A 17,414-nucleotide genomic window follows, 5' to 3' on the forward strand; every position below is an offset into this window, starting at 1 on the left:
TGACATCATTTTAGAAGAAAAAGTTGTTCCAAATAAACAAAAAACAAGCCGGCGCAAGATCCAATGGATGTTCACGCCAGCTCGCCAGAGATTTATTTTTTAATCTAAGTTCCACTTATCTTGCGGACCCAATAAAGCTGCTGCATAGGAGTCTGTAAAGATATCTTCTATACACTCATTTACGCTGTTAAGTGAAACAGTATCAATTAATTCAACTATATCATCAAGAGTTCGATGTCTACCCAATAACAGCTCATTTTTACCGTTACGGCTCATTCGGCTGTTTGTGCTTTCTAAGCTTAGCATCAAACTTCCTTTCAGCTGCTCTTTACAATTATCAAGCTCTTTGGCAGTAATGCCATCATTACGCAATTCAGCAAGAGTTTCCTGTATCGTATCATAAAGCTGATGAACTTGATTTGCCCCTGTTCCACCATAAATAACCACCATACCATTATCCTGATAGGAGGTATGATAGGAATAGACACTGTAAGCAAGCCCTTTTTCTTCTCGAACATTTTGGAATAGACGGCTGCTCATAGAGCCTCCCAGTACATTGTTCAGAGTGATTAAGCTATAAATATTTTCATTGCCTATATCATAACCGTTATACCCAAGACAAAGATGGGCTTGCTCGGTATCTTTTTTTCTGACAATCTTATTGGTATGGAAAGTTGGTTTTTCCAATTCAGGGCGCGCTGTACCGCCTTCATAGCTTCCAAATAAACCTTCAACCTGCTTGATAAAACTCTCATCCACATTTCCTGCAATCGAGATTACCACTTTATCAGGAGTATAGTGATTATAAACATATTGTTTTAATGTCTCTGAATTGATGGTATCAAGAATTTTATCCGTACCTAAAATTGGGTAACCAAGCGGATGTTTTTCGTAAACAGCCTGGCTTAGAATATCATGAACAATATCATCAGGTGTGTCTTCATACATCTTAATCTCTTCGCAAACTACATTTTTTTCTTTTTTCAATTCCTCTTCAGCAAATGTAGAATTAAAGAACATATCACCAAGAACATCCAGTGCATAAGGTGCGTGATCGTCCAATACTTTGGCATAGTAGCACGTATATTCTTTTGAGGTGAAAGCATTTACCTGACCGCCAATCCGATCAAATGATTCAGCTATTTCTTTGGCAGACCTTGTTGTGGTACCTTTAAAAAACATATGCTCCAGGAAATGCGAAATACCATTATTTAAGGAATCTTCATTTCGGGAACCGGTTTTAATCCAAATACCAATCGCCACTGACCGAACAGTAGGGATTGTTTCCAATACGATACGGACCCCATTTTGACATGTATATTTTTTTATCAACAAATGTTCCTCCTATTCATGATGCCCCTCTTTATTACCATACCCAATATGTATACATTTTTATAGCATAGAGAAACTTTCCCGCCAAAATAAAGGCAGGAAAGTCTTCAGGGACTTATACGTTCTTCTTTGAATGCCTCACTGACAGGTACAATTTTATATTCTTTCTCAATGTTCTTGATTAATATATCCATTGATTTTGATGTTGATTCTGTTGGGTGCATAAGAATAAGTGCACCTTTATGTATATGGTCAAGGACCCTTTTTGTTAAAACTTCCGGTGTCGGTTTTTTCCAATCCACTGTATCAACTGTCCATAATATTGTTTCCATTCCAAGACTTGCTGCAACCTTAACTGTACGATCATTAAAACTTCCACTCGGAGGTCCAAACAGCTGAGGAGTATGGCCCGTTACCTCCTGAATGACCCGGTTTGTTTCGCTGATTTCTTTCTCGACAGCCGCAGCTGATAATTGTTGCATATTCGGATGAGTATATGAATGATTCCCTAGTTCATGGCCGGCTGCTGCGATCCGCTTGGCTAGATTCGGATTATTTTTTACCCAGCGTCCTTCCAAAACAAATGTAGCATGCATCTTATGTTTATTTAAAGTGTCCAACATTCCTTCGATATACTCATTACCCCAAGCTACATTAATAATAAATGATACAACAGGTTTATTTGGATTCGCACGGTATATTGGCGATGGAGACAGGTCTTGTAAATGGACCTCAGGGCTGATTTCTTTAGTAATAAGTTGAGTTTCCTGGAATTTACCCTTAGTTTTCATCTTTTTATAAGATTTTTCAATGTCGACCTGAATGCCATTGTATCCAGGTGTTTTCTTCCACACCCTATCAATAACAGCGTCTACAGGCTCTTGATTATACGTTTTAGCGGCTTCTTCAATTTGTTGGTACAATTCATCATTTGTATTTGTAACATAAGCGACCGTTCCATTGGGAATACCTTTTACATATTGATCCATAAATGAGCTTTGCACCAACACCCATGATATAACGCAAATGGTACAAAATGCAAGAAATTGCAACAATTTTTTATCCATCTCTTCTCCTCCTCACACAAAATGTATGAGCGGGTAGGACAGGTTAGAACCGCTAGGCTCCATAATTAGAATTGAACATTATTAAAAGACTAGGAAACCAATGTCTCCTAGCCGACCAAGTTATGTTTATTTCTGTTCTGCTTTTTCTTTTTGTTCTTTTAGAACCGCTTTACGAGAAAGGTTGACTCTTCCTTGTCTGTCTATTTCAGTTACCTTAACAAGGATCTCATCACCAATTTTCACTACATCCTCTACTTTACCAACACGTTCTTCTGCCAGTTCAGAAATGTGGACAAGACCATCTTTTCCTTTGAAGATTTCAACGAAGCAACCAAATTTTTCAATACGTTTAACTGTACCAAGGTAAATTTGACCAACTTCAACTTCGCGTACCAAATCTTCAATAATCGTTTTAGCCTTTTCATTCATTTCCTGATTAGTGGAAGCGATGTAGATTGTACCATCCTGTTCGATATCAATTTTTACACCGGTTTCTTCAATAATTTTATTGATTTGTTTTCCGCTTGGTCCAATAACGTCTCTGATTTTATCAGGTTTAATAGCCATTGTTAAAATCTTAGGCGCATATTGTGAAAGTTCTTCTCTTGGTTGCTCCAATGTGCTTGTTAGGTGATTCAGAATATGATTCCGTCCTTTTTGAGCTTGCATCAATGCTTCCTCTAAGATTTCACGAGTCAAGCCTGCAATTTTTATGTCCATTTGAAGTGCAGTTACACCTTTTGCTGTACCTGCCACTTTAAAGTCCATATCTCCCAAGTGGTCTTCCATTCCTTGAATATCAGAAAGAACTGTATAATGTTCTCCCTTTTTAATGAGACCCATTGCAATTCCTGCTACCGGTGCTTTAATTGGAACACCCGCATCCATTAATGCCAATGTACTTGCACAAATACTTGCCTGAGACGTAGAGCCATTAGATTCAAGTACTTCTGATACAAGACGAATCGTATATGGAAAATCATTTTCATTTGGAATAACCGGCTCAAGCGCTCTCTCACCTAATGCACCATGTCCGATTTCACGTCTACCCGGTCCTCTGATAGGTCCAGTTTCACCAACGCTGAAATGTGGGAAATTATAATGATGCATGAAACGTTTAGATTCTTCAAGGCCAAGCCCGTCCAATATCTGAACATCTCCTAATGCACCCAGTGTAGCAATAGAAAGGGCTTGAGTTTGTCCACGAGTAAATAATCCGGAACCATGAGTACGAGGCAATAAGCCAACTTCAGAGGATAAAGGACGAATTTCTTCAGGGCTTCTTCCATCAGGACGGATTTTCTCTTCCGTAATTAAACGGCGGACTTCATCCTTCACCAATTTACTCAAGATTTCATTTACTTGCTTAAGCTTCTCTTCATCAGCTTCTTTTTCTTCAAAGACAGCAATAACTTTTTCTCTTACTGCTTTAATTGCATCTTCACGAGCATGCTTTTCTTGAACTTGCACAGCAGTGTTCATTTCTTCTAAACACATACCTTTAACTTCTTCGATTAATTCTGCATCTAGCTCATAAAGAGTTATTTCACGTTTTTCTTTACCAACTGCAGCCACAATTTCATTTTGGAATGCAATTAGTTTCTTGATTTCATCATGTCCAAACATAATTGCTTCGAGCATGGTTTCCTCAGGCACTTCCTGTGCTCCTGCTTCAACCATGTTAATAGCATCCATTGTTCCTGCAACAGTTAAATGAATATCACTGTTTTCAAGTTGTTCGATCGTTGGGTTAATGACAAACTTACCATCAACACGGCCAACAATAACACCGGCAATCGGTCCTTCAAACGGGATATCAGAAACACAAAGTGCCAATGAAGATCCGAACATAGCTGCCATTTCAGTTGGGCAGTTTTGATCTACACTAAGAACCATACTGACTACTTGTACATCATTACGGAATCCATCTGCGAACAACGGGCGAATTGGACGGTCAATTAGACGACTTGTAAGTACCGCTTTTTCACTTGGTCTTCCCTCACGTTTAATGAATCCTCCAGGGATTTTACCTACTGCGTATAATTTTTCTTCATAGCTTACTGTTAATGGGAAGAAATCTAAATTCTTCGGTTCCTTTGAAGCTACAGCTGTACTTAATACGGCTGAATCGCCATAACGAATCAAAGCAGCACCATTAGCCTGCTTTGCTAATTGGCCGATTTCAACCGTTAATGGACGTCCTGCCCAATCTAAAGAAAATGTGCGTTTTGTTTGCTCCATTTCTTCATTGCTCCTCTCTACTTACAATAATCTTACAAAATTTATCCTGTTTCTCATCATTTTGACAAGATCTGTTGGATTTCAATCAAATTAATATTAGTATACTCCATAGTTGTCGAGTTAAAAAGCGACATTACCCTTTAACTTTCCTCTTTCTCCTCTATGTATAACAAAAAAGCGGGAAAAATCCCGCTTTTTCTGAGTAGTTTATCGACGTAAACCAAGCTTGTTGATTAATTCGCGATAACGAGTAACGTCTTTATTACGCAGGTAAGTAAGTAAGTTACGACGTTTACCTACCATTTTCAAAAGACCGCGACGTGAGTGGTGATCTTTCTTGTGAGTGCGTAAGTGTTCGTTAAGTGTGTTGATTTGTTCAGTAAGGACAGCGATCTGAACTTCTGGAGAACCAGTGTCGCTCTCATGAGTTTTGTACTCATTAATGATCTCATTTTTACGCTCTTGCGTTAATGCCATCCTAATTCACCTCCTAAAATTTTCAAATCCCCTATTCCTGAGCGAACGTTGGTGATGCGCTTAGCCAAGGAAAGGTTCTTTTCATACGATATTAAGAATACTACTTCTCGGTTAAAAAAGCAAGTACTTAATTCACTCCAAAATATTCTATTGCGAATTGTTTATCCTTTTCAAGCTGAGTAACCAAATGTTCCACAGAACTGAATTTCTGTTCACTCCGTATGCGTTTATGCCACTCAACTACGACTCTCTCTTGATAGATATCAGCCTCAAAATCTAATAGATGTACTTCTATAGTGGGAATCTCTTCTTTTTCCGTATGAAAAGTAGGTTTATAGCCTACATTACATATACCATTATACCAATTACCGCGTACTTTCATACGTACGCAATAAACTCCGGTACCAGGAAGATAATAATCGGGGTCCACTTCTATATTGGCAGTAGGAAACCCTAATAACCTCCCGCGTTTCTCTCCATCTACAATACATCCTTTAACAGTGAAATACCTGCTTAATAATTGATTAATTGTTTCAGTATGGCCGTTAATTAATTCCTCTCGAATACGAGTTGAACTAATTTTTTCCTCTCCAAGATCCTGCTTTGACACGGTTGTTACATCAAACATACCCTTTGCATGATGCGGAAGAGTTTCCATAGTTCCTTTTCCGTATTGTCCATATGAATAATCAAAGCCGGCAACCACATGCTGAATATGCAATGAAATCAAATAATCATCCACAAATTTTTGTGGTGAAAGACTTGAAAAATCAGGTGTGAATTGGACAATAAAAAGATAATCCAACCCCATGTTCTTCATTAATTCAATTTTATCCTGCAATGGTGTTAAGAGCCTCACGTGCTTTATATGTTTATTCAAAATGACAGATGGGTGAGGATCAAATGTCATCACCGCTGTGGCCAGCCCTTTTTCTTCACCAATTTGTTTTACCGTTTCAATAACCTTTTGATGGCCAATATGAACGCCATCAAAATAACCAAGAGCTACTGCTATTGGCGGAAAGTCCCCCCGCTTATAGTCATGGGGATGTGCAATATTGATTATTTTCATCTCTATTCCCCTCTAATTTCAATCTCCATCCATATCATACTATATAAATGGAATAACTTTAACCGGTTTACACAATCCTTTTTTCTCTGGATGATGCTGATAAATTGCCATTAGTTCTTCCTGATCATTAAAAATAGCAAAAGGACTCTCCGTATTTTCGGCAGATAGGTTGTCAGAGGTTAGTACAGCACCATTACGGACTTTTTCTGCAATTTCACTGGAAACTTTAATAATTGGCAGATTTGGAACCCCTTCTTCTATAGGCTTCAGTACGTCGCTTACAGTGCCCTTCTCCGCAAGTAAAGCTAGCTCTTCAAGTGTAATTGCCTCTTGAAGGGTGAAAGCCGCTGAACGTGACCTGATGAGCTTAGACATATGGGCTGGATAGCCTAATTGGTCTCCGATCATACAGGAGAGCGTTCTGATATATGTTCCTTTCCCACATGAGACACGAAAAGAAAACGAAATCGATTCACCCTCAAAGAGTTCTCTATCGTCTAAAAGCTCGATTTCATAAATATTCACCTTACGCGAGGGGATGTCTACCTTTTCTCCCTTCAATGCGTACTCATACAGCCGCTTTCCATTTACTTTAACAGCTGAGTAGATTGGAGGTGTTTGAACAATCGTTCCTGTGAGTGAGTTCAAAATCTCGATAATTTCAGCACGCTTGATCGGCTTCTCAATTATCTTCTTATCCACTAATTCGCCCGAAGCATCTTCTGTAGTTGTGGACCAGCCAATAGTTACTTCACCTATGTATTCTTTACCAGCATCCGTTATGTACTCCGCAACCCTGGTTGCTTTTCCTAGACATATAGGCAGTACACCTGTGACATCCGGATCCAACGTTCCTGTATGTCCGACTTTTTTCATCCTCAGTATTTTTCTGACTTTCATAATACAGTCATGAGAAGTAAATCCTGCCGGTTTATTGAGAATCAGGATTCCATTTAACTCTTCCATCACTATCACCCTGTTCTCCTAAATTTTTATATAAAAAGGGGATAGACATAACGTCTATCCTAGTCCTTATTCATTGGGTTCTTTATTTTCCTGATGAATTTGATGCAATAGATTTTCAATTCTGTTTCCATAGTCAATCGACTCATCAAATTCAAAAATAATTTCCGGAGTTTTTCGCAATCGAATACGCTGGCCCAGCTCAGAACGAATAAATCCAGTTGCTTTAGCAAGACCTTTAAGTGTATCTTCTCTTTTTTCGGCATCGCCGAGAACAGATATATAGACTTTGGCTTGCTGAAGATCACCAGAAACTTCGACATCTGTGACAGTCACAAATCCAACTCGTGGATCTTTGATTTTTCTGCCAAGTATTTCACTGAGTTCTTTTTTCATTTGCTCTCCCACACGGGTAGCTCTAAGGCTCATATTTTTCACCTCTTTTAAAGCCATTCTATATTTGTCGCAATTCTCTCCAATTCAGGGAAAGAATCGAGGTAGGATAATGCTTTTTGCAATTCCCTTTCAGAACTGGTTCTGGACGATGAGACAACCACGATTGCGATAACCGTGCGTTGCCACATGTCCTGATAGTCAACCTCTGCAACAGAAACATTAAATTTTTGTTTTAATCGCGTCATAACGCGCTGCAGAACCGCTCTTTTTTCCTTTAAGGATTGAGCATTAGGAATCAAACATTCACATTCTGCCGCAGCAATCATGCTCTTTTAATTTCTTCCATTACATATGCTTCAATAACATCGCCTTCTTTAATATCATTAAAGTTTTTGATCGTTATTCCACATTCATAGCCTTGAGCTACTTCTTTCACGTCATCTTTGAAGCGTTTAAGTGTATCCAGTTCACCTTCAAAGATTACGATGCCTTCACGGATCAGACGGATTCCACTGTTACGTGTAATCTTACCATCTGTTACATAGCTTCCGGCAATTGTTCCAACTTTGGAAATTTTAATCGTTTGACGAACTTCAGCCTGACCGATGACTTTCTCCTCATACTCAGGATCAAGCATCCCTTTCATCGCTGCTTCGATTTCTTCAATTGCTTTATAAATAATTCTGTGCAGACGTACATCTACTTTTTCAGCTTCAGCAGCACGTTTAGCATTTACATCCGGACGCACGTTGAAACCAATTACAATCGCATTAGAGGCAGTTGCTAAAATAATATCGGATTCAGTAATAGCACCAACACCCGCGTGAATAATTTTAACTTTTACGCCTTCAACCTCAATTTTTTGCAAGGAAGCAGCTACCGCTTCAACAGAACCTTGAACATCACCTTTTACAATGATATTAATTTCTTTTACTTCCCCTTGTTTTAATTGATCAAACAGGTTTTCAAGTGTTACACGGGAGCTTTCATTACGTGAAGCTAAGATATGTTTTTGAGCACGAGCTTCCCCAACCTGACGTGCTGTTTTTTCATCTTCAAATACAACGAAGCGATCGCCTGCCTGAGGCACCTCGTTTAATCCGGTAATTTCAATCGGAGTGGATGGACCCGCTTCTTTAACACGGCGGCCTAAATCATTTACCATCGCACGTACTTTACCGAAAGTATCTCCAACAACAATTGGATCTCCTATGCGCAATGTTCCGTTTTGGACAAGTAAAGTAGCGACAGATCCACGTCCTTTATCCAATTCTGCTTCAATAACAGTACCAATTGCTTTACGTTTAGGATTTGCCTTATATTCATTTACTTCACTTACAAGTAAAATCATTTCAAGCAATGTCTCAATGCCTTCCCCTTTTTTCGCAGACATTGGTACAAAAATAGTATCCCCGCCCCACTCTTCTGGTACTAGGCCATTTTCAACCAATTCCTGTTTTACGCGATCAGGGTTAGCTCCTTCTTTATCCATCTTGTTAACTGCTACAATAATTGGTACCTCTGCAGCTTTAGCATGGTTAATCGCTTCAACTGTTTGTGGCATTACTCCATCGTCAGCAGCTACAACGATAATCGTAATATCCGTTACTTGAGCACCACGCGCGCGCATCGTTGTGAAGGCGGCATGTCCCGGTGTATCAAGGAACGTGATTTTCTTACCATCAACCTCAACTTGATAAGCTCCGATATGCTGCGTAATTCCGCCTGCTTCGCCTTCAGTAACTTTTGTATTTCTGATTGCATCCAACAATGTTGTTTTACCATGGTCAACGTGACCCATAATCGTAACTACTGCTGGTCTTTCCACTGTATTTTCATCTGGATTTTCATCATCCGCAATGACAGCTTCAAGATCTGTTACATCAATTTTAATAATTTCTTCTACTTCTACGCCATAATCAGCACAAATAAGTTCAATTGCATCTTTATCTAATTCTGCATTAATGTTTGCCATGACTCCAAGCATAAATAGTTTTTTGATGATTTCACTTGGTTCACGATAAATCTTTTTACTTAACTCCTGCACAGACAGAGATTCGGTGAATGTAATTTTCTCCGGTAATTCTCTTTCTTTTCTAGGTGTTGGTTGATATGTTGACTTACTTTGATGACGTTGGTTATTTTTTTTATTTCGATTATTTCTGAAGTTACCTCTTTTTTGATTATCTTGCACGCTTTTTTTCCCTTCATTACCCTTAGATGCCGGTTTATTCTTTGTATTTTGATTAGTTCCCTGGTTATTCCTCGTTGCTGTTACACCAGGATTAGGTCTTGTAGAACTTTGAGATTGCCTTGAAGCTTGCTGGCCACCTCTTTGCTGGTTATTATTTGGTTGCTGTTTTTGTTGTTGCCCGTTTATATTTCCTCGGTTTTGGTTCTGGTTCTGATTTTGACTAGTTCTAGTTTGGTTAGTATTTTGAGGTTTTTCGGTATTTATCTTTTCCGATTTAGGATTAAACAGTTTTTCTAATTTTTCTACTGCCTGATCCTCTAGAGCCGTCATATGATTATTGACGTCAATCCCCATATCTTTAAGTTTATTAATTACCACTTTACTAGAAACATTGTTCTTCTTCGCATATTCATATACACGTACTTTACCCATTCCTTCACCCCCGAATTAGTTAATCGAGCAAGGAGATTAATTTCTTTGCAAATCCATCATCCAGTACAGCGACTACCACTCTTGAATCCTTGCCTATTGCTTGACCAAGCACGGTTCGGTTTTCAACTCGGCATATCGGTACTTTGTAAAAATGACATTTGTCGGTGATTTTCTTTTCCGTATTTAAAGAAGCATCATTTGATAATAAAACTATTTTCGCTCGACGAGAGCGTATTTCTTTTATAACCAATTCTTCCCCGGAAATAACTTTTCTCGCTCGATATGCGAGTCCCAATAGGGACATCCATTGTTTTTGCATCATGGTCGTGACTTGTTCTCCTTAGCAGCCAGCTTTAAAAGTTCTTCGTATATAGAAGAATCTACATCTGCCTCCAGATGATTAGATAGGCTATTCTTCTTTTTGGCAGCGTTAATGGCTTCCTCAGATAGGCTTAAATAGGCCCCGCGGCCAGATTTCTTGCCGGTCGGATCTATAGAAACCTCTCCTTCCTTGGAGCGAACAATCCGGATCATTTCTTTTTTTGGTTTCATTTCACCGGTGCCGATACATTTTCTCAGCGGTACTTTCTTTCGGTTGTTCACCATTTTCACCTCACCAATAGGATCATTCTTCTGTTTCATCATCAAGTCCGAATGTAAAACCTTTAAATTCGAGCTCGTCTTCATCACTTTCTTCAGTCAGGCGATTAACAGGATAGATTCCCGCTTCACGCGCATCTGTTTCACTCTTAATATCTATCTTCCACCCAGTAAGCTTTGCAGCAAGGCGAGCATTTTGCCCACGTTTACCAATTGCCAGGGAAAGTTGATAGTCAGGTACAATAACTGTTGTTGCTTTCTCTTCTTCATTCACAATGACTTCAAGTACTTTTGAAGGACTTAAAGCATTAGCTACGAAAACAACAGGGTCATCTGACCATTTTACGATATCAATTTTTTCACCTTTTAGTTCGTTAACAATCGCTTGAACACGTTGGCCTTTAGGACCTACACAAGCACCTACCGGATCCACCTCATGATTATCGGTATGAACTGATATTTTAGAGCGGTCTCCTGCTTCACGGGCAACAGATTTAATTTCAACTGTGCCGTCAAAAATCTCAGGCACTTCAAGCTCAAATAATCTCTTTAAAAGGCCTGGATGCGTACGTGAAACGAAAATTTGTGGACCTTTTGAGGTTTTTTCCACTTTAGTTAAGTATACTTTGTAACGTTCATGCGGTTGGTAGGATTCATTCGGCATCTGCTCACTAGCTGGCAGCAATGCTTCTGTTTTACCGAGAGCTACATATATATATTTAGAATCACGGCGTTGGACAATACCAGTCATAATGTCTTCTTCACGGTCAATAAACTCATTGTATACGATGCCTCTTTCAGCTTCACGAACCCGTTGAGTTACAACTTGCTTAGCTGTTTGAGCTGCGATACGACCAAAGTTTTTTGGCGTAACTTCAAGCTCTAGAACATCTTCTACTTCATAGTTTGGATTGATGCTTTTTGCTTCTTCCAAAGAGATCTCAAGGCGGGAATCAAAAACTTCATCAACAATTTCTTTACGAGCAAATACACGCATGGATCCATTCACCAAATTAAAATCCACACGGACATTTTGAGCCTGGTTAAAATTTCTCTTATAGGCTGATACAAGAGCGGCTTCAATCGCCTCAACGAGCACATCCCTTGAAATTCCTTTTTCCTTTTCTAAAATGGTCAGTGCATCGAGTAATTCATTACTCATTTTACTAATCCCCTCCTTACAATCTTAAACCCTTATGAAAAACTTATCGCTAATCTTGCCTTGGCAATCTTATCATAAGGAATAGTTATTTCCTTTTTACGTGTTTTAATTTTAATTTCGATTATAACGGTGTCACCATTAAAATCTTTTAAGATACCTTCAAACTCTTTTTCGTTATCAATCGGTTCATATGTTTTAATATGTACATTTTTACCGACTGCCTTCATAAAATCGCTATCTTTTTTTAATGGGCGTTCAGCACCCGGAGAAGAAACCTCCAGGAAATAATTATTGGAAATTGGATCTTTTTCATCGAGCTTTTCGCTCAATCTTTCAGAAACAATACCGCATTCTTCAATGTCCACACCGTTTTCCTTATCGATATACACTCTAAGAAACCAGTTTCTGCCCTCTTTTACATACTCTACTTCAACGAGCTCGAGGTTTAATTCTTCGAGGATCGGGGCAGCCATTTCCTCGACAATCTCAGTGACTTTCTTGCTCATGCTTTCACTCCTTTACGTCTATGTAAACGACTGAATATCATCCTAATACAAACGAAAGAGTGGGTTTCCCCACTCTTTAGCACATACGTATCAGCAGTAATTCTTACTTGAATATAACATAAAGAGTTGGTTTTTGCAAACAAGCGATTCTGTATCAGAATAAAGAAAGTTGGTTTTGATCAGGCATATCGCCCAAGCAACCGTGATTATCCAAGTATTCTAATATAGTTTTGGAAACTTTACCTCTTTGCTGCAAATCTTCTTTAGATAAAAATTCGCCGTTTTCTCTAGCTTTTACAATATTGAAAGCTGCATTCGTTCCAAGTCCTGGGATTGCATTGAACGGTGGAATTAAAGTATTTCCATCAATAATAAATTCATTTGCACTGGATCGATATAAATCAACTTTTTGGAAGCTGTATCCACGCTCACACATTTCAAGCGCTATTTCGAGAACGGTCATCAAGTTTTTCTCTTTAGTAGAGGCTTCAAGACCCTTTTGATTGATTTCATCAATGCGGGAACGAATCATTTCTGATCCTTTCACCATCGCATCAAGATCAAAATCATCTGCACGAACCGTAAAATAAGCTGCATAATACAAGAGTGCATGATGCACTTTAAAATAAGCAATTCGGACAGCCATTAATACATATGCTGCCGCATGGGCTTTCGGGAACATATATTTAATCTTTTTACATGAGCCAATATACCATCCAGGTACATTGTTCTTTAGCATTTCTTCTTCCATATCCTCGGAGAGTCCTTTCCCCTTACGGACAGACTCCATAATTTTGAAGGCAAGTGATGGATCTAGGCCCTGATAAATTAAATACACCATAATATCATCACGGCAGCCAATTACCTGGCTTAGATTACAGATATTATCCTGAATCAATTCCTGAGCATTTCCAAGCCACACATCCGTACCATGTGAGAGTCCGGATATTTGAACAAGCTCTGCGAAAGTGTTTGGCTTAGTATCCTCAAGCATTTGCCTTACAAAACGAGTACCAAATTCCGGTACACCCAGTGTGCCTGTTTTACAATTGATTTGTTCTGCAGTAACACCAAGCACTTCCGGTGTACTGAAAATCTTCATCACTTCAGGATCATCTGTAGGAATCGTTTTTGGGTCAATTCCGCTTAAATCCTGCAGCATCCGGATTACGGTTGGATCATCATGACCCAGAATATCAAGCTTCAAAATATTATCATGGATGGAATGGAAGTCGAAGTGAGTCGTTTTCCATTCAGAGTCACTCGCATCAGCCGGGAACTGGATAGGCGAGAAATCATAAATATCCATATAATCAGGAACTACAATAATTCCGCCCGGATGCTGTCCGGTTGTACGCTTAACACCGGTACATCCGCTTACTAAACGATCTGTTTCTGCTGAACGGAAATGAAGATTGTTTTCCTGAGCATATCCTCTAACATATCCATATGCCGTTTTTTCAGCTACCGTACCAATCGTTCCTGCTCGATATACATAATCTTCACCAAACAGAACTTTTGTGTAATTATGAGCCTGCGGCTGATATTCACCTGAGAAGTTTAAGTCGATATCTGGAACTTTGTCCCCCTTGAAGCCAAGGAATGTTTCAAACGGAATATCATGTCCGTCTTTCACATAGCTTACTGCACAGTCCGGACAATCCTTATCAGGGAGGTCAAAACCTGATCCGACAGATCCATCATTAAAGAACTCAGATTTCTTGCACTTAGGACATACATAATGAGGAGGTAATGGATTTACTTCCGTTATTTCAGTCATCGTTGCCACAAAGGACGAACCGACGGAACCACGGGACCCAACCAAGTATCCATCATCAAGTGACTTCTTAACTAACTTATGCGAAATTAAATAAATAACCGCAAATCCATGTCCAATGATACTCTTCAGTTCTTTTTCAAGACGAGCTTCCACAATCTCCGGCAAATTTTCACCGTAAATCATCCGTGCTCTTGTATAGCTCATTTCCCGGATATCCTCTTCGGCACCCTCTATTTTTGGTGTATATAAATCATCTTTAATCGGTTTGATTTCATCAATTAAATCGGCAATTTTATTTGTGTTTGTTACAACAATTTCTTTTGCTTTTTCTTGCCCAAGGAACGAGAAGCAATTCATCATCTCATCTGTTGTACGGAAATGTACATCGGGTAAGCTGTGGCGATTCAGAGGGTTTGCTCCCCCCTGTGAGTTGATCAATATTTTTCGATAGATTTTATCATTCGGATTCAGGTAATGAACATTGCCTGTCGCCACGACTGGTTTGTTTAATTTCTCTCCCAGCTTTACAATATTGGCGATTATCGATTCAAGAGCCTTATCGCTTTGAACCAGTTCCATTTCAATGAGAGGAGCGTAAACTTCTTTTGGATGCACTTCAAGATAATCATAGAATTCAGCGACATCCTCTGCCTCTTCAAATGATTTTTGCATCATATTTTCAAATACTTCGCCGCGATCACAGCCGGAACCAACCAAAATCCCTTCACGATATTGCATTAGGACGGATCTTGGAATCCTTGGGACACGGTAAAAATAATCAATATGAGCAATGGAAACAAGCTTAAATAAATTCTTTAAGCCTTCCTGTGTTTGCGCGAGCAAGGTACAATGATATGGACGCGCTCTCTGGAATGCCTTTCCTTTTCCCATATTGTCATTTAATTGATTATGATTCTTAATACCTTTTTCATCGGCATCCTTTAACATTTTCATTAACAGATGACCAGTTGTTTCAGCATCATAAATCGCACGGTGATGCTGAACAAGCTCAACATCAAATTTTTTCGCCAAATTGTTCAGGCGATGATTTTTCATATCCGGATAGAGGAAACGAGCCAGCTCCAATGTATCTATGACCGGGTTGGTAGCTTTACCAAACCCAAGCTTTTTATAACCCATATTCAAGAAGCCCATATCAAAGCTCGCGTTATGTGCAACAAAAATTGCATCCTCAGACCAATCCCTGAACTTCGTCAAAACTTCATCGACTTCAGGAGCATTCTCTACAAGGTCATCGGTAATCCCTGTTAAATTAATAGTGGTCGATGATAATTTATGATGTGGATTAGCAAAAGACTCAAAGCGATCTATAATCTCACCATTCTTCATCTTAACTGCCGCAAGCTCGATAATGGTGTCATATATGGCAGAAAGTCCTGTTGTTTCCACGTCAAATACAACATATGTGCTTTCTTCCAAATTTAAATCTGCCGTATTGTAAGCAATCGGCACACCATCATCCACTAAATTTACTTCTACACCATATAAGATTTTAATATTATTTTTCTTTCCGGCAGCGTAAGCCTCAGGGAATGACTGTGCGACCGCATGATCTGTTATAGCAATCGCTTTATGCCCCCACTTAGCTGCCTGGGACACTAATGTAGAGACAGGTGTAACAGCGTCCATTTGGCTCATTGGTGTATGCAAATGTAATTCAACACGCTTTTCATCTTCAGGGGCTGTATCCTTACGATTTTTACCTGCTATCTCATTAATATCATTTGCAATCATTACTAAGTCACGGACGAATGTATCATTTTGTACACTTCCCTGTACACGTACCCACATACCTTTTTTCACACGTGCTAATTGGCTTGCATCTTCTCTGTCGCGTGAAAACATTTTAACAAGAATGCTATTTGTATAATCCGTAATTTTAAAGGTTAATAAGGTACGTCCGCTCTTTAACTCTCTTGTTTCAGCATCAAAGACATATCCTTCAACCGCAATTCGGCGTTCTTCTTCAACAATCTCATCGAGTGTCTTAAAGTCAGCATCTGGCTTGATTTTGTACCCAATCACCAATGGGCCTTCAGGTACTCCGCCATCATCTTTAGCCTCCGCAGCCCTCTTCATATCCTGAACTGCCTGCAGAGCTTTTTCTTCATCCTCTATTTGCTTTTGCTTTTTGAATGTCTCCATTGCCTCACTGTATGCATCCTTATCCACAATGGCATCAAGCTGCAATGGCGGAAAACCAAAACGCTGATAAACTTCCGAAATTAAGCCGGTATATTTCCGTTTAAGCTGGCCAGCCTCTGCATCGTTACGAGCAGTTACAATCAGCTTATTTCCTTCTACTTTTGGAGCTTGTCCATGCAATAACCCGAGGATCGCCGGAGAAATTCCATCAATTTCGCTAATACAGTTTTTCCAGTAATCCATAATCAGTTCATTCGTGATGATTGGATTCCTGACCTCAATCGAATACCCGACAGTCGCGATTGGAGAAAAGACCTGCATTAATTGTGTCGTGAATCTGGTCCAAATACTGCAAGGAATTATATGTTCAAATCTGAAAAAGAAATGCCACTTGCGGGCAACTTTTTCAATGACTACTTTATCGATTTCCGCATTGGAAAAATGCACAACAACCGCATCTTCCGTCAGCTGAAGTTGCTGGAGCAACGTTCTGAATTTATCTTGTTTAATACGAGAATTCTCTTCCATTTCTATCTCTCCCAAACGTCATTCTCCTTTTCCGTCTTGTAATTATAACACAACTCTTTTTTATTCAAATCCCTTCTTGCAAAGATTAATGCTTTTATCAATTCAGAAAACACCTTTAGGCCATACCTTTTAAAGACTGTAAAAAGGAAGTAAAAAGCATTAACAAAATTTCAAACAGCTTGTCAGGAAAATTTGTCACGTAAAAAACAAGCTCTCCCCATTGCAAAAGGGAGAGCTTGTACTTTTATCATTTACAGGATTTCTTTTAATCGATCAGCAAGTTCAGCAACAGGTACTTCAAAACTTTCGCCTGTCCGTCTCACTTTAACTTCTACGATTCCATCAGCAGCTTTTTTACCAACTGTTACTCGAACAGGAAGACCAATTAAATCAGAATCAGCAAATTTTACACCAGCACGTTCATTACGATCATCCATTAATACATCATATCCAGCTTGCATAAGCTCGTCATATAATTTCTCACCAAGATTCCGTTGA

15 protein-coding genes are annotated in these 17,414 nt (G+C 39.2%); all 15 read right to left on the minus strand.

Features of this window, described 5'->3' with window-relative positions; translation table 11 throughout:
* Window positions 1-99: 99 nt before the first annotated feature.
* Window positions 100-1,332, minus strand: coding sequence for a M16 family metallopeptidase (locus tag AC4D4B_RS12400; RefSeq protein ID WP_491000040.1), 1,233 nt, complete (start codon window positions 1,330-1,332; stop codon window positions 100-102).
* Between the two features lie 107 nt (window positions 1,333-1,439).
* Window positions 1,440-2,399, minus strand: a complete 960-nt coding sequence (locus AC4D4B_RS12405; RefSeq protein WP_491000041.1) for a polysaccharide deacetylase family protein — start codon at window positions 2,397-2,399, stop codon at window positions 1,440-1,442.
* 126 nt (window positions 2,400-2,525) lie between these two features.
* Window positions 2,526-4,640 (minus strand): polyribonucleotide nucleotidyltransferase, encoded by a 2,115-nt coding sequence (gene pnp / locus AC4D4B_RS12410; RefSeq protein WP_490995848.1) that lies wholly within the window; start codon window positions 4,638-4,640, stop codon window positions 2,526-2,528.
* A gap of 207 nt (window positions 4,641-4,847) precedes the next feature.
* Window positions 4,848-5,117 carry a 30S ribosomal protein S15 gene (gene rpsO, locus AC4D4B_RS12415; protein WP_066100335.1) on the minus strand — a complete coding sequence of 90 codons (270 nt, stop codon included), beginning with the start codon at window positions 5,115-5,117 and terminating at the stop codon, window positions 4,848-4,850.
* Window positions 5,118-5,244: 127 nt separating this feature from the next.
* Window positions 5,245-6,189, minus strand: a complete 945-nt coding sequence (gene ribF / locus AC4D4B_RS12420) for a bifunctional riboflavin kinase/FAD synthetase (RefSeq protein ID WP_490995849.1) — start codon at window positions 6,187-6,189, stop codon at window positions 5,245-5,247.
* Between the two features lie 39 nt (window positions 6,190-6,228).
* A complete protein-coding gene (gene truB / locus AC4D4B_RS12425; protein WP_490996022.1) occupies window positions 6,229-7,155 on the minus strand; it encodes a tRNA pseudouridine(55) synthase TruB in 927 nt (308 codons plus the stop codon).
* Between the two features lie 66 nt (window positions 7,156-7,221).
* Window positions 7,222-7,581 carry a 30S ribosome-binding factor RbfA gene (rbfA, locus tag AC4D4B_RS12430; protein ID WP_490558275.1) on the minus strand — a complete coding sequence of 120 codons (360 nt, stop codon included), beginning with the start codon at window positions 7,579-7,581 and terminating at the stop codon, window positions 7,222-7,224.
* 14 nt (window positions 7,582-7,595) lie between these two features.
* Window positions 7,596-7,874, minus strand: coding sequence for a DUF503 domain-containing protein (locus tag AC4D4B_RS12435; protein ID WP_491000042.1), 279 nt, complete (start codon window positions 7,872-7,874; stop codon window positions 7,596-7,598).
* Complete coding sequence (gene infB, locus AC4D4B_RS12440; protein WP_490995851.1) at window positions 7,871-10,174, minus strand: translation initiation factor IF-2; 2,304 nt, start codon at window positions 10,172-10,174, stop codon at window positions 7,871-7,873. Before infB ends, AC4D4B_RS12435 begins: the two co-directional genes overlap by 4 nt.
* 19 nt (window positions 10,175-10,193) lie before the next feature.
* A complete protein-coding gene (locus AC4D4B_RS12445) occupies window positions 10,194-10,496 on the minus strand; it encodes a YlxQ family RNA-binding protein (RefSeq protein WP_491000043.1) in 303 nt (100 codons plus the stop codon).
* Window positions 10,493-10,816 carry an RNase P modulator RnpM gene (gene rnpM, locus AC4D4B_RS12450; RefSeq protein ID WP_302621333.1) on the minus strand — a complete coding sequence of 108 codons (324 nt, stop codon included), beginning with the start codon at window positions 10,814-10,816 and terminating at the stop codon, window positions 10,493-10,495. The genes AC4D4B_RS12445 and rnpM overlap by 4 nt, the downstream gene beginning before the upstream one ends.
* Window positions 10,800-11,936 (minus strand): transcription termination factor NusA, encoded by a 1,137-nt coding sequence (gene nusA, locus AC4D4B_RS12455; protein WP_490995852.1) that lies wholly within the window; start codon window positions 11,934-11,936, stop codon window positions 10,800-10,802. Before nusA ends, rnpM begins: the two co-directional genes overlap by 17 nt.
* 32 nt (window positions 11,937-11,968) lie before the next feature.
* A complete protein-coding gene (gene rimP, locus AC4D4B_RS12460; protein WP_490995853.1) occupies window positions 11,969-12,442 on the minus strand; it encodes a ribosome maturation factor RimP in 474 nt (157 codons plus the stop codon).
* Window positions 12,443-12,596: 154 nt separating this feature from the next.
* Window positions 12,597-16,916 (minus strand): PolC-type DNA polymerase III, encoded by a 4,320-nt coding sequence (locus AC4D4B_RS12465; RefSeq protein ID WP_491000045.1) that lies wholly within the window; start codon window positions 16,914-16,916, stop codon window positions 12,597-12,599.
* Window positions 16,917-17,167: 251 nt separating this feature from the next.
* Window positions 17,168-17,414, minus strand: a 247-nt coding sequence (locus tag AC4D4B_RS12470; protein ID WP_491000044.1) for a His/Gly/Thr/Pro-type tRNA ligase C-terminal domain-containing protein, incomplete at its 5' end; no start/stop codon positions are given.

This window comes from Pradoshia sp. Z6_59 (assembly GCF_058267515.1).

What these genes read in the sequence shown, in the direction of transcription:
- AC4D4B_RS12405 (WP_491000041.1), bottom strand. Translation starts at nt 2,399, where the DNA reads ATGGATAAAAAATTGTTGCAATTTCTTGCATTTTGTACCATTTGCGTT.
- pnp (WP_490995848.1), bottom strand. Translation starts at nt 4,640, where the DNA reads ATGGAGCAAACAAAACGCACATTTTCTTTAGATTGGGCAGGACGTCCA.
- rpsO (WP_066100335.1), bottom strand. Translation starts at nt 5,117, where the DNA reads ATGGCATTAACGCAAGAGCGTAAAAATGAGATCATTAATGAGTACAAA.
- ribF (WP_490995849.1), bottom strand. Translation starts at nt 6,189, where the DNA reads ATGAAAATAATCAATATTGCACATCCCCATGACTATAAGCGGGGGGAC.
- truB (WP_490996022.1), bottom strand. Translation starts at nt 7,155, where the DNA reads ATGGAAGAGTTAAATGGAATCCTGATTCTCAATAAACCGGCAGGATTT.
- rbfA (WP_490558275.1), bottom strand. Translation starts at nt 7,581, where the DNA reads ATGAGCCTTAGAGCTACCCGTGTGGGAGAGCAAATGAAAAAAGAACTC.
- AC4D4B_RS12435 (WP_491000042.1), bottom strand. Translation starts at nt 7,874, where the DNA reads ATGATTGCTGCGGCAGAATGTGAATGTTTGATTCCTAATGCTCAATCC.
- infB (WP_490995851.1), bottom strand. Translation starts at nt 10,174, where the DNA reads ATGGGTAAAGTACGTGTATATGAATATGCGAAGAAGAACAATGTTTCT.
- AC4D4B_RS12445 (WP_491000043.1), bottom strand. Translation starts at nt 10,496, where the DNA reads ATGATGCAAAAACAATGGATGTCCCTATTGGGACTCGCATATCGAGCG.
- rnpM (WP_302621333.1), bottom strand. Translation starts at nt 10,816, where the DNA reads ATGAAACAGAAGAATGATCCTATTGGTGAGGTGAAAATGGTGAACAAC.
- nusA (WP_490995852.1), bottom strand. Translation starts at nt 11,936, where the DNA reads ATGAGTAATGAATTACTCGATGCACTGACCATTTTAGAAAAGGAAAAA.
- rimP (WP_490995853.1), bottom strand. Translation starts at nt 12,442, where the DNA reads ATGAGCAAGAAAGTCACTGAGATTGTCGAGGAAATGGCTGCCCCGATC.
- AC4D4B_RS12465 (WP_491000045.1), bottom strand. Translation starts at nt 16,916, where the DNA reads ATGGAAGAGAATTCTCGTATTAAACAAGATAAATTCAGAACGTTGCTC.